The sequence below is a fragment of the Rhizobium lentis genome, from assembly GCF_017352135.1.
In the GTDB taxonomy this organism is placed as follows: Bacteria; Pseudomonadota; Alphaproteobacteria; order Rhizobiales; family Rhizobiaceae; genus Rhizobium; species Rhizobium lentis.
Genome location: NZ_CP071454.1, coordinates 514,405 through 535,488 on the forward strand (window position 1 = coordinate 514,405; position 21,084 = coordinate 535,488).

22 protein-coding genes are annotated in these 21,084 nt (G+C 61.3%); 14 read left to right on the forward strand and 8 right to left on the reverse strand.

Annotated features, from left to right (window positions below; translation table 11 throughout):
• Window positions 1-16: 16 nt before the first annotated feature.
• From proC to J0663_RS02600, 3 genes are all read right to left on the reverse strand, one after another.
• Entirely contained in the window at window positions 17-844 is an 828-nt protein-coding gene (proC, locus tag J0663_RS02590; protein WP_207242916.1) for a pyrroline-5-carboxylate reductase, read from the reverse strand.
• 1 nt (window position 845) lies between these two features.
• Window positions 846-1,346, reverse strand: a complete 501-nt coding sequence (locus tag J0663_RS02595; RefSeq protein WP_088673092.1) for a type III secretion system chaperone family protein — start codon at window positions 1,344-1,346, stop codon at window positions 846-848.
• 390 nt (window positions 1,347-1,736) lie between these two features.
• Window positions 1,737-1,997, reverse strand: a complete 261-nt coding sequence (locus tag J0663_RS02600) for an accessory factor UbiK family protein (protein ID WP_207242917.1) — start codon at window positions 1,995-1,997, stop codon at window positions 1,737-1,739.
• Between the two features lie 204 nt (window positions 1,998-2,201).
• On the opposite strand from J0663_RS02600, the gene lgt reads away from it, so the two are divergent.
• From lgt to J0663_RS02630, 6 genes are all read left to right on the forward strand, one after another.
• Complete coding sequence (gene lgt, locus J0663_RS02605) at window positions 2,202-3,050, forward strand: prolipoprotein diacylglyceryl transferase (RefSeq protein WP_207242918.1); 849 nt, start codon at window positions 2,202-2,204, stop codon at window positions 3,048-3,050.
• A 19-nt stretch (window positions 3,051-3,069) separates the two neighbouring features.
• On the forward strand, window positions 3,070-4,170 hold the full coding sequence (locus J0663_RS02610) for a class I SAM-dependent methyltransferase (protein ID WP_207242919.1): 1,101 nt from the start codon (window positions 3,070-3,072) through the stop codon (window positions 4,168-4,170).
• A 111-nt stretch (window positions 4,171-4,281) separates the two neighbouring features.
• Window positions 4,282-5,076 (forward strand): peptidoglycan editing factor PgeF, encoded by a 795-nt coding sequence (pgeF, locus tag J0663_RS02615; RefSeq protein WP_207242920.1) that lies wholly within the window; start codon window positions 4,282-4,284, stop codon window positions 5,074-5,076.
• A 5-nt stretch (window positions 5,077-5,081) separates the two neighbouring features.
• Complete coding sequence (locus J0663_RS02620) at window positions 5,082-6,233, forward strand: M24 family metallopeptidase (protein WP_207242921.1); 1,152 nt, start codon at window positions 5,082-5,084, stop codon at window positions 6,231-6,233.
• A gap of 101 nt (window positions 6,234-6,334) precedes the next feature.
• A complete protein-coding gene (locus J0663_RS02625; RefSeq protein ID WP_207242922.1) occupies window positions 6,335-7,147 on the forward strand; it encodes a hypothetical protein in 813 nt (270 codons plus the stop codon).
• Between the two features lie 105 nt (window positions 7,148-7,252).
• Window positions 7,253-8,185 carry a ribose-phosphate pyrophosphokinase gene (locus J0663_RS02630; RefSeq protein ID WP_011426263.1) on the forward strand — a complete coding sequence of 311 codons (933 nt, stop codon included), beginning with the start codon at window positions 7,253-7,255 and terminating at the stop codon, window positions 8,183-8,185.
• Window positions 8,186-8,347: 162 nt separating this feature from the next.
• Here the strand turns inward: J0663_RS02630 and J0663_RS02635 are convergent, their stop codons facing one another.
• The gene (locus J0663_RS02635) at window positions 8,348-9,892 is read right to left on the reverse strand and encodes a hypothetical protein (RefSeq protein ID WP_207242923.1); all 1,545 of its coding nucleotides are present in this window, start codon (window positions 9,890-9,892) and stop codon (window positions 8,348-8,350) included.
• Window positions 9,893-10,293: 401 nt separating this feature from the next.
• On the opposite strand from J0663_RS02635, the gene J0663_RS02640 reads away from it, so the two are divergent.
• The 5 genes from J0663_RS02640 to J0663_RS02660 all read left to right on the forward strand — a co-directional run bounded on the left by J0663_RS02640 (window position 10,294) and on the right by J0663_RS02660 (window position 15,563).
• A complete protein-coding gene (locus J0663_RS02640; protein ID WP_207242924.1) occupies window positions 10,294-10,908 on the forward strand; it encodes a 50S ribosomal protein L25/general stress protein Ctc in 615 nt (204 codons plus the stop codon).
• A 185-nt stretch (window positions 10,909-11,093) separates the two neighbouring features.
• Window positions 11,094-13,445 carry an EAL domain-containing protein gene (locus tag J0663_RS02645; RefSeq protein WP_207242925.1) on the forward strand — a complete coding sequence of 784 codons (2,352 nt, stop codon included), beginning with the start codon at window positions 11,094-11,096 and terminating at the stop codon, window positions 13,443-13,445.
• 24 nt (window positions 13,446-13,469) lie between these two features.
• A complete protein-coding gene (locus tag J0663_RS02650) occupies window positions 13,470-14,183 on the forward strand; it encodes a substrate-binding periplasmic protein (RefSeq protein ID WP_207242926.1) in 714 nt (237 codons plus the stop codon).
• A 194-nt stretch (window positions 14,184-14,377) separates the two neighbouring features.
• Window positions 14,378-15,106: an aminoacyl-tRNA hydrolase gene (gene pth / locus J0663_RS02655; protein ID WP_207242927.1), complete on the forward strand. Its 729-nt coding sequence runs from the start codon at window positions 14,378-14,380 to the stop codon at window positions 15,104-15,106.
• Window positions 15,107-15,110: 4 nt separating this feature from the next.
• Window positions 15,111-15,563: a GNAT family N-acetyltransferase gene (locus J0663_RS02660; protein WP_207242928.1), complete on the forward strand. Its 453-nt coding sequence runs from the start codon at window positions 15,111-15,113 to the stop codon at window positions 15,561-15,563.
• Window positions 15,564-15,572: 9 nt separating this feature from the next.
• Here J0663_RS02660 and clpS read toward each other — a convergent pair whose 3' ends face one another.
• The gene (gene clpS, locus J0663_RS02665; RefSeq protein WP_207242929.1) at window positions 15,573-15,884 is read right to left on the reverse strand and encodes an ATP-dependent Clp protease adapter ClpS; all 312 of its coding nucleotides are present in this window, start codon (window positions 15,882-15,884) and stop codon (window positions 15,573-15,575) included.
• Between the two features lie 299 nt (window positions 15,885-16,183).
• Here clpS and ychF point away from each other — a divergent pair, with 299 nt between their 5' ends.
• Window positions 16,184-17,287, forward strand: coding sequence for a redox-regulated ATPase YchF (ychF, locus tag J0663_RS02670; protein WP_207242930.1), 1,104 nt, complete (start codon window positions 16,184-16,186; stop codon window positions 17,285-17,287).
• Window positions 17,288-17,304: 17 nt separating this feature from the next.
• Here the strand turns inward: ychF and J0663_RS02675 are convergent, their stop codons facing one another.
• On the reverse strand, window positions 17,305-18,384 hold the full coding sequence (locus tag J0663_RS02675; protein WP_207242931.1) for a hypothetical protein: 1,080 nt from the start codon (window positions 18,382-18,384) through the stop codon (window positions 17,305-17,307).
• 184 nt (window positions 18,385-18,568) lie between these two features.
• On the opposite strand from J0663_RS02675, the gene J0663_RS02680 reads away from it, so the two are divergent.
• Window positions 18,569-19,060, forward strand: coding sequence for a MaoC family dehydratase (locus J0663_RS02680; protein WP_207242932.1), 492 nt, complete (start codon window positions 18,569-18,571; stop codon window positions 19,058-19,060).
• A complete protein-coding gene (locus tag J0663_RS02685; RefSeq protein ID WP_207242933.1) occupies window positions 19,057-19,524 on the forward strand; it encodes a MaoC family dehydratase in 468 nt (155 codons plus the stop codon). The genes J0663_RS02680 and J0663_RS02685 overlap by 4 nt, the downstream gene beginning before the upstream one ends.
• A gap of 10 nt (window positions 19,525-19,534) precedes the next feature.
• On the opposite strand, the gene J0663_RS02690 is transcribed toward J0663_RS02685, so the two are convergent.
• A complete protein-coding gene (locus J0663_RS02690; protein WP_207242934.1) occupies window positions 19,535-20,077 on the reverse strand; it encodes an adenine phosphoribosyltransferase in 543 nt (180 codons plus the stop codon).
• A 114-nt stretch (window positions 20,078-20,191) separates the two neighbouring features.
• Window positions 20,192-21,070 (reverse strand): cytochrome c1, encoded by an 879-nt coding sequence (locus tag J0663_RS02695; RefSeq protein WP_207242935.1) that lies wholly within the window; start codon window positions 21,068-21,070, stop codon window positions 20,192-20,194.
• Between the last annotated feature and the right edge of the window lie 14 nt (window positions 21,071-21,084).

Genomic DNA, 21,084 nt, shown 5'->3' on the forward strand with positions numbered 1-21,084 from the left:
ATGGACGCGCGGCGCTCTAGCCGGCCAGTTCCTCGGCCCGCTTGCGCGCCGCAGCGAGCGCCGCGTCGAACAGCGGCTGCATGCCGTTCTCGGCCATCAGCACGGCAAGTGCGGCCGCCGTCGTGCCGCCGGGAGAAGTTACATTCTGCCGCAGCCGCGCAGCTTCGTCGGGGGACTGGTGCAAAAGCTCACCAGCCCCCGCGACAGTTTCCCGCGCAAGACGCATGGCGAGGTCCGCCTGCAGGCCGAGTTTGCGGCCTGCCTCCGCCATACATTCGACGAGATAAAACACATAGGCCGGACCGCTGCCCGAAAGCGCCGTCACGGCATCGATATCGGCCTCCGCAGGCACCCATTCCACAGGGCCGGAGACGCGCAGGAGGGAATCGACGCGCTCGCGCTGCTGATCGCTAACCGCTGAATTGGCAAAGGCTCCAGTGACGCCGCGGCCGACCATCGCCGGCGTGTTCGGCATGGCCCGCACCATCGCGGCCTTACCAAGGTGCTTCTCGAGATAGCCGAGCGTTTTGCCGGCGGCGACCGAAACGACGACCGTTTCCGCTCCGACGGCGCTCTTCACCGCTGGCAACACCGTCTCCATCACCTGCGGCTTGACCGCCAGGAACAGCACGCTTGCCTTCAGCTCGGCCGGAACTGCTGTCAGATGCCTCGCCCCAGCCTCGCCGATCGTTGCAAGCATCGCCGGTGACGGGCCGGGATCGACGACGATGACGGCCGAGCCGGGCACGCCGCTTTTCAGCCAGCCGGAGAGCATCGCCCCGCCCATGTTTCCGGCGCCGATCAGCACAACGGGATTCCTGGAGGAGAAAGCCTTCGCCGGCATCTTATGCCTCGCCGACCGTTTCGAAGAGCACAGCTTCCATCGCCTTCGTCGCGTCCATACCGGACCAGACGACGAACTGGAATGCCTGGAAATAGGCTTCGCAGGTATCGAGCGCGCTGGAAAGCAGCACCTCTACCTGACGGTTGGTCGGCTCCGCGCCGCCGGCAAGCAGCAGCGACTGCCTGAAGATGACAACATCTTCCTGACGCCAGAGGTCGAAATGCCCCATCAGCACCTGCCCGTTGATCGCTGAGAGCAGCTTGACCACTTCGTTGACCCGGATGTCGGGCACCTTGATATCGAAAGCACAGCCAAGATGCAGCGCCTCGAATTCCTCCATCCAGGAGAAGGACACATGATAGTCGGCCCAGCGCCCCTCGACCGTCATCGCGATCTCGTCCTCGCCGGACCGCTCGAACGACCAGTCATTGTTGGAGGCCACGTACTCGATCATATCGACCGGGTTCGACTGACGCTCGACTTCCAATTCCATCAGGTTCATGCAGCACCTTCTTGACCGGAACGAATGCGACTTAGCTTGGTATACGAACACAAGAAAGACACACGCAAATACCGGAAACCACCACCGGATGATCGTTGAACCGCTGCCAGACTTAACGCAGATAACCTGCCCGGAGCTTACCAAGTCACTTCGAATCATCATTTAAAATCAGTGTATAATGACCCTTGCCACCTGCCAGCCCCCCGAGAGGAAAATACGGTCGGGCCGTTGTGGAAAGCTCTTCGAAACTCAATTCAGAAGGGAGAATAAGCGACTCTGCGAATTGGCTTTTTTGGCAGTGTCCACAGGTGGAAAACTCACCTGGAATTTTTTATGACAGGTGCGGCGTGTGACATGAAGGCAACGCCGCATCTGCACCCTACCGGGATTTCAATTGCTCTCGCCGGCAAGCTTGGCCTCCAACGCCGCGATACGGGCGGCAAGCGCCTCGTTTTCGTCGCGCGCCTTGATCGCCATTTCGCGCACGGCCTCGAATTCCTCGCGCTTGACCACGTCCATGCTGTTCAACCAACGCTCGGCCTGGGCGTTGAAAGCCGTCTCGATCTCCTTGCGGACTCCCTGCGCGGCACCTGCCGCGTCGGTCATCAGCTTGGCGAACTCGTCCATGATGCGGTTCGTTCCGGTCGTCATGGCGTTTTTCTCCTTCGCATAAGGTGAATTCAGCCCTTCAGGGCTTCGAAGATTGAGGTAGGGCTTCGCCACCCGCGATGCAAGCGCTTTGCGCCGGCTAGCCTTGTCCGGACGCGGGCGCGCGCAGGAGCGATCACGAACAATGCACTTGACCGTCCGGGATCGCGGCGGCATGTTCCGCCGACCTCAACGGATGGGAAAACCTTGCCGACAGCAGCCAATCTCCTTGCCATCATGCCTTTCCCTGACATCGATCCGATCGCTTTTTCGATCGGTCCGCTGGCGATTCACTGGTACGGCCTGGCTTACGTCGCCGGCATCCTGCTCGGCTGGGCCTATGCGCGTCGCATCGCTGCCAATGACAGTCTCTGGCCCGGCAATAGATCGCCGATAACGAAGACGCAGCTCGACGATTTCATCGTCTGGGCAGCCCTCGGCGTCGTCCTCGGCGGCCGTCTCGGCTATATCTTTTTCTACGACCTGTCCGCCGTCCTGCGCAATCCCATCCGCGCAGTCGAGATTTGGAACGGCGGCATGTCCTTTCACGGTGGACTGGCCGGCACGACGATCGCCATGATCATCTTTGCTAGACGCAACGCGATTCCGATCTGGAGCCTGTTCGATATTGTCGCCGCCGTCGTTCCCTTCGGCCTTTTCTTCGGCCGCATCGCCAATTTCATCAATGGCGAGCTCTGGGGCCGGCTGACCGACGTCCCCTGGGCTGTGGTTTTCCCGACCGGCGGCCCCTTCGCCCGCCATCCGAGCCAGCTTTACGAGGCCGGCCTGGAAGGCATCGTCCTGCTTCTGGTACTGGCCGCCTTCGTCTACGGCATGCGCGCGCTGAAGAGCCCCGGCTTCGTCACCGGCGTCTTCGTCTGCGGTTATGCGCTGTCGCGCATCTTCGTCGAATTCTTCCGCGAGCCCGACGCTCAGCTCGGTTACCTCCTCGGAACGAGCTGGCTGACCATGGGCATGGTTCTCTCCTCCCCGATGATCCTGCTCGGCCTTTGGGCGGTCCTTCGCGCCCGCCACCAGGCTGCGCCGCAGCTCTGACCATGGCAGGACGCGCGACATGACCACCGCTTTAGGCGAAAAGATCAAGGCGATCATCCAGGCCAACGGCCCGATCAGCGTTACCGACTATTTCTCCCTCTGCCTCGCCGATCCCGAACATGGCTATTACCGCACCCGCGAGCCGTTCGGCCGCTCCGGCGATTTCGTCACCGCGCCTGAAGTCAGCCAGATCTTCGGCGAGATGATCGGCGTCTTCATCGTCCATGCCTGGCAGCGCCACGGCAAGCCGACAGAGGTGCGCCTCGTTGAGATCGGCCCCGGCCGCGGCACGATGATGGCGGATATGCTGCGTGTCATCGCCCGCATCGCCCCGCCGCTTTTCGACACGATGAGCGTTCATCTCGTCGAAACCAGCGAGCGCCTGCGCGACGTCCAGAGCCAGACTCTCGAAGCGTATGGCGAAAGAATCTTCTGGCACGACGGTTTCGACGAAGTCCCGCCCGGCTTCACGCTGATCGCCGCCAACGAATTGTTCGACGCGATCCCGATCCGCCAGTTCATCCGCACGCAGACCGGCTTCCGCGAGCGTATGGTTGGGCTTGACGCCGACGGCGAGCTGACCTTCGCAGCCGGCGTCGCCGGTCTCGACCCTGCGCTTCTTCCCGAACCGGTGCAGAATCTGGCGCTCGGCACGCTTTTCGAGATTTCGCCGGCCCGTCAGGCGGTGATGATGGCGATCTGCGAGCGGCTGCGCGCCTTCGGCGGGACGGCGCTGGTGATCGACTACGGCCATCTCGTCACCGGTTTCGGCGATACACTGCAGGCGGTGCGCATGCATGAATTCGATCCGCCGCTCGCCCATCCCGGCGAAGCCGATCTGACAAGCCATGTCGATTTCCAACAGCTCGCCGAAACGGCGCTCTCGGCCGGCCTGCATCTGAACGGTGCCCTGCACCAGGGCGATTTTCTGACTGGCCTCGGCATTCTCGAACGCGCCGCCGCCCTAGGGCGTGACCGCGAACCGCAGACCCAGCAGGTAATCCAGTCGGCAGTCGACAGGCTTGCCGGCGCCGGTGAAGGCCGGATGGGCGAACTCTTCAAGGTCATGGCAGTCTCCCATCCTGCAGTCGATCTCATGCCCTTTCGCCCAGTGGATTGACAGGGCGCACGCGGCTGAGCCAACATCCGCGCCAAACAGGAACTTGAAGCGCGCCGTGGATGCGATGCGCTCGGGACAAAAACAAACCCCTCGAAAAACCCGGAATTACAGATGCAGGACGCGGCCTCTCCCGCACCGATCCAAAGCACGCTGCTGAACGAAGCGACGGGCGGCACTATCCGCCACGGCTATTTCACCCGGACCGGCGGCGTTTCCGAAGGGATCTATCGCGGTCTCAATGTCGGCCTCGGCTCCAACGACGAGCGCGGAAACGTCATGGAAAACCGCCGCCGCGTCGCTGCCTGGTTCAATCTGCCGCTCGAGCGGTTGGCAACCGTTCATCAGGTGCATTCGTCCGACGTCGTGACCATCGGCGCTGATTACGACGGCGCCCGCCCCGACGCCGACGCGATGGTGACGGCGGTTCCCGGCATTGCGCTTGGCGTGCTGGCCGCCGATTGTGGTCCGATCCTCTTTGCCGACCCCCAAAATCGCGTCATCGGCGCTGCCCATGCCGGCTGGAAGGGTGCGCTGAATGGTGTTCTCGAAAACACCATTTCGGCCATGGAAGCCTTGGGGGCCGGTCGCGCCAGCATACTGGCCTGCCTCGGCCCCTCGATCAGTCAGACGAGCTACGAGGTCGGACCGGAATTCGTCGATCGCTTCGTCGCCGAAAATCCGGAATATGAGCGCTTTTTCAAGCCGTCCGCAACGCCGGGCCGCGCCATGTTCGATCTGCCGGCGCTGACGATCGACAGGCTGACGCGGGCTGGTGTGCAGGCCGAAAGCCTCGGCCTCTGCACCTATCCGGATAGCGAGCGCTTCTTTTCCTACCGCAGGACGACACATCGCAACGAGCCTGACTACGGCCGCCAGATTTCAGCGATATCAATCAGGGAGACTTGAGCAGAATGGCACTGCATTTCGAAAAGGCCGAGTTCGCAAGCCGGCTTGCACGCCTCACCGAGAAGATGAAGGAAGAAAAGCTCGACGCCCTGCTGCTCTTCGCCCAGGAAAGCATGTATTGGCTGACCGGCTACGACACCTTCGGCTACTGCTTTTTCCAGACGCTGGTCGTCAAGAGCGACGGCACAATGGCGCTGATAACCCGCTCGGCCGATCTCCGCCAGGCCAAGCACACGTCGATCCTCGAAGACATCCACATCTGGGTCGACAGGGTCAATGCCGATCCGACGCTCGACCTGAAGAACCTCCTGGTCGAGATGGATCTGCTCGGCGCCCGCATCGGCGTCGAATATGATACGCACGGCATGACCGGCCACGTCGCCCGCCTGCTCGACGCGCAATTGACCACCTTCGGCCAGATCGTCGATGCCTCCTATCTCGTCGGCCGCCTTCGTCTTATCAAGAGCCCGACGGAAGTCGCTTATGTCGAGCGCGCTGCCGATCTCGCCGATGACGCACTCGACGCCGCAATCCGGCTGACGAAACCGGGGGCAGACGAGGCCGACATCCTCGCCGCCATGCAAGGTGCGATTTTTTCGGGCGGCGGCGACTATCCCGCCAACGAGTTCATCATCGGCTCCGCTGCCGACGCCCTGCTCTGCCGCTACAAGGCCGGCCGCCGCAAGCTTGACGCCAACGACCAACTGACGCTCGAATGGGCCGGCACCTACGCGCACTACCATGCCGCCATGATGCGCACGATCGTCATCGGCGAGCCGATGCAACGCCACCGCGAGCTCTACAATGCCTGCCGCGAAACCATTGAGGCGATCGAGACCGTGCTGAAGCCCGGCCACACCTTCGGCGACGTCTTCGACATGCATGCCCGGATCATGGACGAGCGCGGCCTCGCCCGCCACCGGCTGAATGCCTGCGGTTATTCGCTCGGCGCCCGCTTCTCTCCCTCCTGGATGGAGCACCAGATGTTCCATGTCGGCAATCCGCAGCCGATCGAGCCGAACATGTCGCTCTTCGTGCACATGATCATCGCCGATTCCGATACGGGTACGGCGATGACGCTCGGACAGACCTATCTGACGACGGCAGATGCACCGCGCACGCTTTCCCGTCATCCGCTCGATTTTATCGGGCTTTGAAGACCGAGATTAACCGGTGAGAATCCGGAATTGACAGACGACGGTCGCCGCCCGCATAAATTCGGGCGGGCTGATGCGATTGCGGGAAGGACGGATGACGGATGACGCGAGCTGCGACTGTGCCCACTCTCCTGTCCGTCATGGCTCTGCTGACCGCTTGCAACACCACCGACGCGCTGACGCCGCAAGTCGGCATCGGCGATTCCTCCGCACCCCCGCCGTCGAGCCCGGTCACGCAGGGCGAGGCAGAACGTTTGGCGGGCGCCCGCCAGCCGGTTTTCGCCGGAAGCGCGCAGCCGAGCGGCTATCACCCGGCCTATAATCAATCGCAGCGGGCCTACAGGCCCGGCAGCGGCGCGCCGCCGACAACAATGCAGGAGCAGGCAGACGCCCTGTCGAGGAGCGGCTCGTCGCCCGCCGCCTCCGCCCCGATCGTGGGCCAATCGCTGCCGCCGGCTGCCGGCGTCGGTGAGCCTGCCGCTCCGGCGGCCGAGACGCGGCAGCCGCAGCAGACCGCCGCGCTCGACCCCGGATCCTCGTCCGCCCGTGGCAATACCGTGCGCTTCCTGCCGATCATCGGCGCGCCGGTTCAGGTGGTGACGCCCCTCTCGCGCCAGCTCGGCTCCGAGGCGCGCTCGCACGGCCTTTCCATCAAAAGTTCGAACGACGCGAGCAGCGACTACATCCTCAAAGGCTATCTTTCCGCCTTCAGCGACGACGGCAAGGTTACCGTCGTCTATGTCTGGGACATTCTCGACAATGGCGGCGCTCGCCTGCACCGCATCCAGGGCCAGGAAAGCGTACCCACGGCGGCGGCCGATCCCTGGGCGGGCGTTCCGGCCTCGGTGATGCAGCAGATCGGATCGAAAACCATCGCGGAATTCACCTCCTGGCGGCAGACTCAGGGCGGTTAGTCACAAACTTTTTGCAAATATCAAAGCCTGTGACGCCTTTGCCCTTGCATTCACGGGGAAGCTGACTAAAAAGCGCGGCTATCAGCGCATAACAGGCGGACCAAAATGAAGGTTTTCGCAGGCAATTCGAACCGGCAACTCGCCGAAGCGATCTGCAACTATCTCAATGTTCCCTTGGGGAGAGCCAGTGTCCGAAGGTTTGCCGACCAGGAAATCTTCGTGGAAATCCAGGAAAACGTGCGCGGCGAGGACGTCTTCCTCGTGCAGCCCACCGCCTTTCCCGCCAACGACCACCTGATGGAACTGCTGATCATGATCGACGCCATGCGTCGTTCGTCGGCACGCCGCATCACCGCTGTTCTTCCCTATTTCGGCTATGCCCGTCAGGACCGCCGCGCCTCCGGCCGCACGCCGATCTCGGCAAAGCTGGTCGCAAACCTGATCACCGAAGCCGGCGCCGATCGCGTCATGACGCTCGATCTCCACGCAGGCCAGATCCAGGGCTTCTTCGATATACCGACGGACAACCTTTTCGCCCTGCCCGTGCTGACGCGCGACATCAAGAGCCATTATGACCTCAGCAACGTCATGGTCGTCTCACCCGACGTCGGCGGCGTGGTGCGCGCCCGTGCGCTCGCCAAACGGCTGGACTGTCTTCTGGCCATCGTCGACAAGCGTCGCGATCGGCCAGGTGAATCCGAAGTCATGAACATCATCGGCGACGTCACCGGCAAGGACTGCCTGCTGATCGACGACATCGTCGATTCCGGCGGCACGCTCTGCAACGCGGCCGATGCACTGCTCGCCCAGGGCGCCTCCAGCGTCACCGCCTATATCACGCATGGCGTTCTCTCCGGCGGCGCGGTCACCCGTGTCACCTCCTCGAAGCTGCGCGAACTCGTCATCACGGATTCGATCCAGCCAACCACGGCGGTGCTCTCCGCGCACAATATCCGCGTCGTGACGACGGCGCCGCTGATCGGCGAAGCCATCAGCCGAACGAGCCAGGAAGAGTCCGTCTCCAGCCTATTTGATTGAAAGGAGCCGGCATTTGACCGGCTCTTTCCATTTTCGCATCGGATGAACCAAGCACCGGGCATGCTCTCCGAGCCGCATGAATCGCGACTCGGTTTGAGCCAACGGAAAAGGCCGGCACAAGGCCGGCCTTTCTCTTTCATTTCTGATCCCAATTGATATCGCTCAAGGCTGCTGCTGCGGCGCAGGTACCGCGTCCTGACCTTGATCTGGTTCCTGCTCCTCATCCGGCTCCAGCCCCTGATCCTGATCCGGGCCATCCGGTCCCTTGATCTGCTGGCCATTGACCGCCACGGAACCATCGCGGCTGATGCTGACGTCCCAGCGCGAACGGCCGTCGGGGTCCGTCTTGGCGAAGCCTTTAACCATCATGATGCCGAAGGAGACCTGGTTGAGATCGGGATCCGTCTTGGCCAGCTCCTGAACTGCCGCGATCGTCTTGTCGAGATCGCGGGCAAGGATCGTCGCCTCCATCGAATAATCCTTCTCGGTGTCGACCCGCCCCTCGATCTTGCCCGTCATATCGACGTCATAAACCGGCGACTTGGCGCTGATCCTCGGAAACTCGACGGCAAGCCGGCCGTCGCGGAAGAGCTTCTTGGCCATCTCTTCGCCGGTCTTCTCGGGTGCCCCATCCTTGAAATCCACCGCCATGAGGGCATCGCCGAAGCTTGCGAAATCAAGATTCGGTATAGCGAGCTGAAAATCGAAGTTGGTCGGCATGAAGGTGGCGTAGTTTGCCGGCATCAACGGCGTGTCGAGGCTGATCTCCTGGGCATTCATACCGAACCCAAAACGCATGGCGTCGCTCGGCCCGTTGATGGCCAGGCTATAGCCGAGTGCTTTGGCGCCACCCTTGCCCATCTCGCTGCTGATGGTCAAATTGTTGACCCCGATCGTCTCGCTGAACAGGGTAAGAAGCGGGAATGCTTCCTTTACTATTCCCTTTATTTTGTCACTGTTTTCAGGGCTCAATTCCTTTTCGTCGACGTGATCGAGAACGAAGAAGACCATCTCGCGGATCTGCTTGGCCGGCAGACCATTCACTTTGGCGTCGACATCGATCGAATCGGCACGGATTTCGACGGGCGGCATTTGCAGGCCGGAAACCTTCTCGACGAAATTCCTCATCGAGCCGCTGCCGGCAAAATCGATACGTCCGTTGCCGCCTGCGCTGTCCGTCGAACTCAGCTTCTGGTCCATGCTGGCGATGCTGGCATGGACCTCCTCGGTTTCGGATTTGCTGGCCATCTTGATGTCTTTGGCCCCGAAGGTGCCGGAGCGCAGATAGCTGATCGCCGGGTCGAAGACGCCGGTATAAACAAGCGACGCGATGGAATAGGTAAAATCCGTCGGCTTCTGATCCGGACCCTTGAAATGGCCGGAGACGTTGAAGCTGTTGTCGCCTTCGATGTTCCAGAGCCCGCTGTCGAGCGGCGTCGCGAACGTCGAAAGCGGCGTCAGCCCGTTGATCGTAAAGGTCGTCGGATCGCCTTTCGTGAGCAGCTTCGCCAGATCATAGATGATCTCGTAGCGCGTGCCGGCGGGATTGACGGTGATAAAGCCGCTCTTCGCCAGATCATCGGGAAGCAGCTTGGTCAAAGTCTCCTTGACCGCATCGGCGCCGTCCTGGTTAATCTCCGCGCTTTCGGCCGCGGTAAAAAGGCAAAGGGCAAGCATGCTCGTTGCCGTGACAAGTTTAAGACGCATAGTCCAGTTTCTCCTCAGCCGCTTTTTTGATTGCGGCCATCCAAAGATGCGAAGCGCGCCGATGTCAAGCCAAGTGGCGGCAGGCACTGACAAATTTGCTTTTGAACAGGCGCAGATCGCGACTGATTTAAGAATAGTCGCGTTGAGACCGGAGGGCGGATGCGATCTCGGCAGGTTGCCAGGACTCGATAATTGAGCGCCTCGGCGAATGCCTACATACCATCGGAAAGCCGCAGCAATCCGCAACTTGCCTTTACGGCCGACTTATAATATAGGCCACCGGTCCGCGTAGACACCCTTGGAGGCAACGCGGATGAGGATGGGGAAACCCGCCTCCGGTTCGACGGAACAAGGCTTCCCGCCGCCGCCGAACTCTCCAAATAACCTCGAAAGGAATAGCCATGAGCCAGGAAACTTACGAGCTCAAGGCCGAGGCGCGCGAACGGGTTGGTAAGGGGTCCGCCCGTGAACTTCGCCGCAACGGTTTGATTCCCGCTGTCATCTATGGTGACAAGCAGGCCCCCATTGCCATCGCTCTCAACACCAATGAGGTGACGAAGCGCATTCACGCCGGTGGCTTCATGACCACCGTAGCGACCATCGAAGTCGGCGGCAAGAAGTACAAGGTTCTGCCGAAGGACTATCAGCTCGATCCGGTCCGCGACTTCACGCTGCATGTCGATTTCCTGCGCGTCTCCGGCAATACCCAGGTGACCGTCGAAATCCCGGTCCACTTCATCAACGATGCCAAGTCCCCGGGCCTCAAGGTCGGCGGCGTTCTGAACATCGTTCGCCACGAAATCGAAGTTCATTGCCCGGCCGATGCGATCCCGGAATTCTTCAACATTGACCTCAGCGGCAAGAAGATCGGCGACAGCATCCATATTTCGGAAGTCACCCTGCCGAAGGGTGTCACCACCGTCATCGACCGCGACTTCACGATCGCGACTATCGTCGCTCCGGCTGCCGGCGTCGACGACAGCGCCGCGGAAGCTGAAGGTGAAGCCGAAGCCTGATCGCTTCGACCACTTGTAAAGCATATGGCCCGCCTCCCCTAGGGAAGGCGGGCTTTTCATTGCCCGACAGCCCCCCGTTTCAGCAACATTTAACATATTCGTGAAAGCATGTGCCGTCAGCTGCGAAGAAGCCGGCCCAAACGCGCGACAGCAAATATGGCCGGCCTGGGGGAGTAGACGGAACCATGAACAATTCCGTTGAGAACAGGTTTTTTGGGATTGTTTGCGGAGCGCTGCTTGTTTTTGTCGCTCCCCTCTTTGTTCTCTTTCTATTTCTATCTTCGGAGCGCGCCGACAAGGAAATACGCGATCATATTTCCGTTCTTCTTGTCGCCAACGCCCAAGCGCTGGCAAAACCCCTCTGGGACCTCGATGAGGACAGCGTCACCCAGATCAGCGCGACGGTCGTTTCCCAGGGCGCCATCGTCAAGGTCGAAGTGCGCGACCAGTCGGGCCAGCTCGACGTCAGCCAGTCCACCATTCCGCGCTCCTTTGACGGCAAGCTCGAGCAGGTGTCGCGCGCCATCATCTACAACACCGTCGACGGCCCGAAGAACCTCGGCAGCATCAGCGTCTACTATCCCGCGCTGGGTCTTTTTTCCGGCCTGAAACAGGAAGAGGTCGTCTTCATCTCGATCTTCATCTTCGCGGTTCTGGCCGTTTTCGGCACGGCGCTGATCGGCAATCGCTTCTTCGTCATCCAGCCGCTGATGCGGCTGACGGCAGCGATCGAAGCCACCCGGCAGCTCGGCTCCCGCCACCACGTCGACTGGCAGTCGAACGACGAGATGGGGCGGCTTGCCCGCAGCTTCAACGAGATGCAGACAAAGCTCGAAAGCGAGGAGAAGGAGCTGAAGTTTGCTCATCGTCGCGCCACCGACATCTATAATCTGACGCCTGCCATGCTCTTCTCGCTCGACGAGGAGGACCGCATCACCGCCGTCAGCGACTACTGGCTGCTTGCCACCGGTTACACGCGCGCCGCCGTCATCGGCCGCAACTTCGCCGATCTGGTCACTCCTGCCACCCGCGACAAATTCATCAAGCGCCGCCAGGCCGAAAGCGGCATGACCGTCACCGTCAAGTTCGTCTGCCTGGACGGCCGCATCATGGACGTGCTGATCATGGAATCGGAAGCGGATGCCGAGGCTCACGACCGCCTCTCGCTATCGGTCATGACCGACGTCACCGAACTCAAGGCTTCCGAAGACCGCAACCACCGCCAGGCCATCACCGACCATCTGACCGGGCTGCTCAATCGCCAGGGCTTCGAAGCCGTTCTCGACAGCAAGATCGCCGCCGCCGACGCTGCCGGCCAGGAACTCGCCTGCCTCTTCGTCGATCTCGACCGCTTCAAGTGGATCAACGACAATATGGGCCATGCCGCGGGCGACACGGCGCTGATCGAGCTCGTCGAGCGCCTGAAGACCCACCTTGCGCCTTCCGACGAGGCCGCCCGTCTCGGCGGCGACGAATTTGCCATCCTGCTGCCGGCAAAGGACGCCGAGAGGCGCGCCAAGGCGATGTGCGAGCAGATCGCCTCGATCTTCGAAACGCCGTTCGCCCCCGACATGCATCTGAGTGCTTCCGTCGGCATCGCCATCTATCCGCGCCACGCCGCAACCGCGGCCGAGCTGCTGCAGAAATCCGATATGGCGATGTATGCCAAGAAACGCGATGGCAAGAATGGCGCGCAGCTTTTCAACAGCGCCATGCTCGACCGCGCCCGCAGCCGCGCCGAGACCGAGGCCAATATCGAAGCCGGCCTTGCCGAAAACTGGTTCGAGGCGTTCCTGCAGCCGATCGTCAATCTGAATGGCCGCGGCATTGCCGGTTTCGAGGCGCTGATGCGCCTCAACCATCCGCAGAAGGGGCTGATGCCGCCGGCCGAGATCATCAACGTCGCCGAGGAGACGGGAAAAATCGTCCGCATCGGCAACGTCATCATGGAGAAGGCGATCGCCAATGTGGCGAAGATTTCCCGCATTCCAGCCATGCAGGATACTTATCTCGCCATCAATTTCTCGCCGCTGCAGTTCGAGGCGACGCTGCCGGCCCGCCTTGCCGCCATCGTCGGTCGTCACGGCATCCGCCCCGAGCGCATCGTCGTCGAAATCACCGAAGCCGTGCTGATGCACGACAACCCGCAGATCCGCATGATTGTCACAGAGCTTCGTCGCTTCGGCTGCCGCATCGCGCTCGACGATTTCGGAACAGGCTATTCGTCGCTGAGCTACCTCAACCGCTTCCCTGTCGACATCATCAAGATCGACCAGTCCTTTACCCGCGCAATCAACGACGGCGACGACGACGTGCGCCAGAAGAGCCGCATGCTGATCGAAGGAATCACCACGCTCTCCCACAAGATGAACTGCACCGTCATTGCCGAGGGCATCGAGACCGAAGAGGAATGCCGCACGCTTCACCTGATGGGGCTGGACTATGGCCAGGGTTATCTGTTCCATCGTCCGCAACACGCAGCCACGCTCATCGAGGAACTGACGGCCCCTCAGCCTGCAGTTGCACGCGCCTCGTAAACGAAGAACGAAGGAGATGATACGATGAAAAAGCTCCTGTTTCTCGCATGCCTGGCGCTGCCCTGCGTCGCCCAGGCGCAAACGGTGGCCTTCACCACCGAGGATTATGCCCCCTTCAACTATCGAGAAGGCAAGGAGATCAAGGGCGCGACCGTCGAGCAGGTCGAAAAGGTCATGGCGGCGATCGGCGTTGACTACACGATCGAGGTTCTGCCGTGGGCGCGCGCTTTCGGCCTCGCCCGCACGGCGCCGATGACCTGTGTTTTTGCCACCGCCCACAACGGCCAGCGCGATCCGCTGTTCAAATGGGTGGAACCGCTGCTCGTCGACCGCAATATCCTGATCACCCGCAAGGGTTCGGGCGTCACCGCCGGCACGCTGGAGGAAGCGAAGAAATATACGATCGGGACCCAGCGAGAGGATTACACCGAGACGATCCTCAAGGAGAAGGGCTTCACGAAGCTCGATGTCGCCAGCGACTTCAATGCGACGCTGCGCAAGCTTTTGAGTGGCCGCATCGATATGATGCCGATCTCCGAACTTTATTTCGAAAAGCTGAAGGGCGATCAGCCGCTGGAGATGGTCACCGTGCTCTCCTCGCAGCCGATGGGCATCGCCTGCGAGAAGAGCTTTCCCGAGGACCTGCGCGCCAAGATGCAGGCCGCTCTCGATGTGCTGATCGCCAATGGCGAGCAGAAAAAGATCTTCCTCAAATACGGCATGGACCTATCGGAGTAATGCTGCCGGCGGGCCTGCCCTTTCCGCTTGACATCGCCCTCGTTTCCGGGTGGTGAACAGCGAGACGCTCTAAAGCGCGCCCGCGATCTTTTTGCATTCGCGCCTCGCGCTTTAGCTCTTTTATTCTTACGCATGTCGTTTCGCAAAACCGCCGCATGCTTTTGCGCGACATGCTTTAGCGAGGAAAACAGGCCATGCTGATCATCGCGGGTCTCGGCAATCCCGGCGGCAAATACGCCGGCAATCGCCACAATATCGGCTTCATGGCCGTCGATGCCATTCAGCGTCGCCACAGCTTCTCGCCGTGGTCGAAGAAGTTCCGGGCCGAGATCGCCGAGGGCGAACTCGGCGGCGAAAAAGTGCTGCTGATCAAGCCGCAGACCTTCATGAACCTGTCCGGCGAGGCCGTCGGCGAAGCGATGCGCTTCTACAAGCTGCAGCCCGCCGACCTCGTCGTAATCTATGACGAACTCGACCTTCCTCCCGGCAAGGCACGGCTGAAAACCGGCGGCGGCCATGGCGGCCACAACGGCATCAGGTCGCTGGACGCTCATTGCGGCAAGGAATACCGGCGGCTGCGCCTCGGCATCGGGCATCCCGGCGTCAAGGAAATGGTGCAGCATCATGTGCTCGGCGATTTCGCCAAGGCCGACAACGTTTGGCTCGAGCCGCTGCTCGACACGCTCGCGGACAATGCCGACATGCTGGTGCGGAACGAGGATTCGCAGCTGATGAACAAGATCGCCTTGGCGCTCGGCGGCAATGCGGAGGAGGAGAAGCCGCGGAAGGAAAAGAAAAACAGCGAGAAGAAGCCGGCCGCTCAGTCGCATATTCACCAGGCTCGCAACCATCAGACGAAACTGCCCGCCAGCGGTCCGATGGCCGACATGCTGAAGAAGATGTTCGGCAACAAAGGGGAATAGACCGATGCCGGATCAGGATTTCATCATCCGCCCCGCCGTATCAGGCGATCTCCCGGGGCTGACCGTCCTCTACCGGCATTTGAACCCGACAGACCCACATCTCGACGAAACCGTGGCCGAAGAGCGATTCTCCGCCATACTCGCCCAGCCGGGCATGACTGTTTTCATCGGCTTTGCCGGCGATCTGGCTGCTGCCACGGTGACGCAGATCGTCGTGCCGAACTTGACCCGAAACGGCGCCTCCTATGCCCTCATCGAAACCGTCGTCACCCACGCCGAGCACCGCCAGCGCGGTTATGCCGGCGCCGTCATCGCCCATGCGGTGGCCGAGGCCTGGAAAGCCGGCTGCTATAAGGTAATGCTGCTGACCGGCTCGAAGAATCCGGCCACGCTGCGCTTCTATGAAAATTGCGGCTTCACGCAGGACAAAACCGGCTACCAGATCCGCCGGTCCTGATCCGAAGGCCTATTCCTCCGGCTCGGTTGTGAACATCAGCGGGAAGCCCATCTCCTTGGCAAGGTCGATACCCTCCTTGGCCTTGGTCTCGGCAATGTCCTTGGCGCAGACCACGACCACGCAGGAGCCGAGCTTGTGCGCGGTCATCATCACCCGGTAGCCGGTCTCCTCGCTCATGCGGAAGACGGCCTTCAGGATCAGGATGACAAATTCGCGCGGTGTGTAATCATCGTTGACGAGAATGACCTTGTAGAGCTTCGGCTTGTCCAGCTTCGGCTTCACCTTGGTCTTCGGTTTCAGGGCAACGTCATTGTCACTCATCGGAAAATCCACCCGTTGATGACATGAAAAGGCGGAGGAACCCTCCGCAGGACTATATTGCACCGTCAGCACGGCAGTTCAATGACGTAAATGTCGCTATGGACAGCAGAAGTTACCATCGCTTCTCTTAAATCACTGCACCCGCTTCCGATCGAAGGCGGCGAGTATGGCGAGGCCAACTTGCGGCATGGATCGCCGTTCGCGCCTCAATGCCTTTCCAATTCATGCCGCAAACCCTTGACCCGAGGCGGCCATTCCCGCATAGGCAGGGCAAAGTTACCAATAGAATGGATTAAGCCATGGGCTTCAAATGCGGCATCGTCGGTCTGCCGAACGTCGGCAAATCGACCCTCTTCAATGCGCTCACCAAGACGGCGGCCGCACAGGCTGCGAACTATCCCTTCTGCACGATCGAGCCGAATACCGGCGAAGTCGCCGTGCCCGATCCGCGCATGCGCAAGCTGGCCGATATCGCCAAGTCCAAGGAGCTGATCCCGACCCGCATCTCCTTCGTCGATATCGCCGGCCTCGTCCGCGGCGCCTCGAAGGGTGAAGGCCTGGGCAACCAGTTCCTCGCCAATATCCGCGAAGTCGATGCGATCGTCCATGTGCTGCGCTGCTTCGAAGACAGCGACATCACCCATGTCGAAGGCCGCATCAATCCCGTTGCCGATGCCGAGACGATCGAAACCGAGCTTATGCTGGCCGATCTCGAAAGCCTGGAGCGTCGCACCGAACAGACGCGCAAGCGCGCCACCGGCAAGGACAAGGAGTCCATGGCGATGCTGCCGATCATGGAAGCCTCGCTGAAGCTGCTCAACGAAGGCAAGCCGGTGCGCACGCTGCTGTCGACGCTCGCGCCTGACGAGATTGCCATCCTCAAGGGGCTCAACCTCCTGACCTCGCATCCGGTGCTCTATGTCTGCAATGTCGCCGAAAGCGACGCCTCTACCGGCAACGAATTCACCGCGGCCGTCGCCGCCATGGCGAAGGAGCAGGGTGCCGAAACCGTCATCATCTCGGCGGCGATCGAAGCCGAGGTCGCCCAGCTTGCCGAGGAGGAAGCCAAGGAATTCCTCTCCGCCCTCGGCCTCGACGAGGCGGGTCTCGACCGGCTGATCCGCGCCGGCTACAAGCTGCTCGACCTCATCACCTATTTCACCGTCGGCCCGAAAGAAACGCGCGCCTGGACGATCGAGCGCGGCACCAAGGCGCCGCAGGCTGCCGGCGTTATCCATTCGGATTTCGAGCGCGGCTTCATTCGTGCCAACACGATCGCCTATGACGACTACATCAAGTACAACGGCGAGGTCGGCGCCAAGGATGCCGGCAAGGCGCGCGACGAAGGCAAGGAATACGTCGTCCAGGACGGCGACGTCATCCACTTCCGCTTCAATACCTGATCGGAATAAGCTGCCGCTCAACCGGGCGGCAGTCTCCCTGAAATCGCGGCAGGCAGCGCGCGCAGCACGAGGCGGCGTAGCGGCATCCATCCCGTTCCGATAATGAGCACGATCGCGCCGACGACGATCAGCGTCGTATAGATGTAGGTATCGACAGTCGCACTTCCCTGGCGGAAGACGCCGAAAATTGCAACGCCGAGCGACAGCAGCCCTGAGGTGACGAAGGCGCGGCGGTCGATGACAAGACCGATCAGCATCAGCGCTGCCACCGTCGCGACCACCACAGGTGCCCGCGACGACATGTTCCCCACGAAAAAAATATTGCCGCCTTCTCCGAAAGACAGCAGGGAGACTGTGCTGTAGAGCAGCGCAGGGGCCGCGCCTAAGTGCAGCCAGAAAGCGATATCCGAACGCGTCGTCCGCCGCAGCCGGTCGCCGAGATCGAAATAGAGAGCCATAGCGAAGAGGCCGAGCGCGCAAACGAGGCCCACCGCAGCCAACATGGCGGGATGATCGACGAAAAATGCGGGATTGCCGCTGCGCCATTGCACGAAACGCAAAAGCAGGGTGAGCACGACGGCAAGCCCCGACATGATGGAGAGCGCCAGCGACAGAGGCACGCGATAGCGGACATAATAGGCGCCGAGTAGAATCGGGAAGCCGGTGACGAAGTGCGTCACCGCCGGGCCGAAGGAACTGGAGGGTGTCCAAGGCGGGAAGAAATGGGACATCAACAGAGATGTCCAGCAGAACAGCGCGATCGTCAGGCTGACGGCCGGCAGGGCGAGCCGCTGGCGGCGCACCAGAATTTCCGAAAGGACGATGATGGCAGCCGGCACGGCGTAAAGCGACGCAAGCCCCCAGAGGCCGATGATCGCGACAATAACGCCGATGGTGATCAGCACATCGTGGAAGCCGCGCACGAAACGCGGCGTCTCCGTATCCGACCACGCCTTCCCCTCGGCTGCGGCTGCCGGCCGCGCTTCGGCGACAGCCACGCCGCGCTCGATAAGGAACGGCAGAAGCCGCCCTCCGGCCTCCGGCGAAATCAGCCCCTGGCGGGCGGCCTCGTTGAGTATCGACCTCAGATCAGTCATGCCGGTTTGTCTCCCCGGAATCATTGAGCCCGCGTGGATGCTATTGTAAGCACTAGAGCATGATGCCGAAAAGTGTAAGCGGTTTTCGGACCACATCATGCTCTAACTCTTTAATGTAGAACGGGATTCGGCCGACCGGCCTAAAAACATCCTGTTCCAGGCGCTGCATATGACGGAGGGGCGAATGTCGGCAGAAAAGCTTTCCTTTGAGGATTTTGAGCCGGGCCGTCGCTTCGCCCTCGGCCCTAAGCCGGTGCTCGCCGAGGAAATCATCGAGTTCGCCCAAGAGTTCGATCCGCAGCCGATGCATCTCGATGAGTCCGCCGGCCGCGCCAGCATCCTTGGCGGGCTTGCCGCCTCCGGCTGGCATACCTCCGCGATGCTGATGCGCATGATGGCCGACAGCTATATAGTGAGGGCGCTTTGCGAGGGTGCGCCGGGCATCGATCTGATGGAATGGCGAAAGCCGGTGTTGGCAGGCGATACGTTGCAAGGCCACTCCACCGTACTCGAAGCCCGGCAGATGCGCTCGCGCCCGGGCATGGGCATCGTCAAATTCCGCCACGCTTTGGAAAATCAGCGCGGGGAGGTCGTCTGCCTCTCCGAGAATTCGGTAATGATCCGCATGCGCCTTCCACCGGAGGGCGCCAATATGAGCTCGGAGCTGCCGGCATGAGAATGTCCGAACTTTACGCCGTTGGAGAGAAAGCCGAAATCGGCAGCTACACCTTCACCGAGGAAGATATTGTCCGCTTTGCCAGACGCTACGATCCGCAGCGTTTTCATATCGACAAGGAAGCTGCGAAGGACACCCTCTTCGGCAGCCTCTGCGCCTCGGGCTGGCACACCACAGCGGCCTGGATGCGCACCTTTCTCGCTTTCTGGAAAAAGCAAAGCACCGCCCTTAAAGAAAGAGGCCTGACGGCGCCGAACCTCGGCCCCTCACCCGGCTTCCAGAAGCTGCAATGGCTGCGGCCGGTCTTCGCAGGCGATGTCGTGACCTATTCCGTCACGCTTCTCTCCAGCCGGCCGCTCGCTTCGCGGCCGGGCTGGCACCTCAACACCATCCTCTGCGAAGGCGTCAATCAGAACGGCGATCCCGTCATGCGCTTCGAAAGTGGTGTCCTGGAGTTCGACTGACGCCGCCGGCTCAGTGCCCCGAGAATTCGACCAGCGTATGCACCACGACGCCGAGCTCTTCCAGCTTCCGGCGGCCGCCGAGGTCAGGCAGGTCGATGACGAAGCAGGCGCCGACCACCTCCGCGCCGATCTGGCGCAGAAGCTTGGTGGCCCCAACGGCCGTGCCGCCGGTGGCGATGAGATCATCGACCAGGATCACCTTTTCGCCGGGCTCGATCGCATCACGATGCATCTCCATCTCGTCGACGCCATATTCCAGGCTGTAGGCGATGCGCACGGTTTCGTGCGGCAGCTTGCCCTTCTTGCGGATCGGAACGAAGCCCGAGGAAAGCTGGTGCGCCACCGCACCGCCGAGAATGAAACCGCGGGCCTCCATGCCGGCGATCTTGTCGATCTTCGTCCCCGCATAGGGCTGCACCAGCTCATCGACCGCCCGGCGGAAAGCGCGGGGATTGCCGAGCAGCGTGGTGATGTCGCGGAAAATGATGCCGGGCTTGGGATAGTCGGGGATGGAGCGGATGCTGGCTGCGAGCTCCGAAATCGTATTGTTCATCGAAAATCCGTAGTAGCGAGCGCAGGAAATTGGCCGCACCCTATCAATTGCCAAGGATGGAACCAACAAAAAAGGCGGCTCGCAGGCCGCCTTTCGGAGTCAGGCAAGGAACGCTCAGTGCTCCTTGTTGGCGTAGACCGAACGCTTCGTCAGGTAGATCAGCACCGTAAAGATCGCCAGGAAGACGATGACCATGAAACCCGTGCGCTTGCGCTCTTCGAGATGCGGCTCGGCAGCCCACATCAGGAAGGCGGAGACATCCCTGGAATACTGGTCGACGGTCGCCGGCGCCCCATCGTCATAGGTCACCTGACCATCGGAGAGCGGCTTCGGCATGGCGAGAACGGCGGCGGCATTGAAATAAGGGTTATAATGTCCACCCTGCGGCACCTGGAAACCCGCCGGCGGCTCTTCATAGCCGGTCAGCAGTGCATGGATGTAATCCGGACCGCTTTCCTGATACTGGGTGAAGATGTCGAAAACGAATTGCGGGAAGCCGCGGGTGACGGCGCGGGCCTTGGCGATTAGCGAGAAATCGGGCGGAGCCGCGCCATTGTTGGAAGCAGCCGCGGCTTCAGCGTTGGGGAAAGGCGACGGGAAGTAATCGGAAGGAACCGCCTTGCGGGTAAACATCTCGCCGCTGGCGTTGGGACCGTCCTGGACCTCGTAATTCGCCGCGAAGGCTTTCACCTGCGCTTCGGAATAGCCGAGTTCGCCGAGCATGCGGAAAGGCACGAGCTTCATCGAATGGCAGGCTGCACAGACTTCCGTGTAGACCTTGAGGCCGCGCTGGAGCTGGCCCTTGTCATAATGGCCGAACGGACCGGCGAAAGACCATTCCTCCTCCTTCGGATGCTTCAGCGGATAATGCGGCGTCTCACCTTCCGCGTGATGAGCCGGAGCCGCACCGTTGGCGGGCGCCTCCTCGGCCAGAGCAGCGCTGCCGAGACCGACGACAGCGAGCGAGAGAATGCTTGCAACAAGCGTTTTCATGTTTCTGTTCCCTT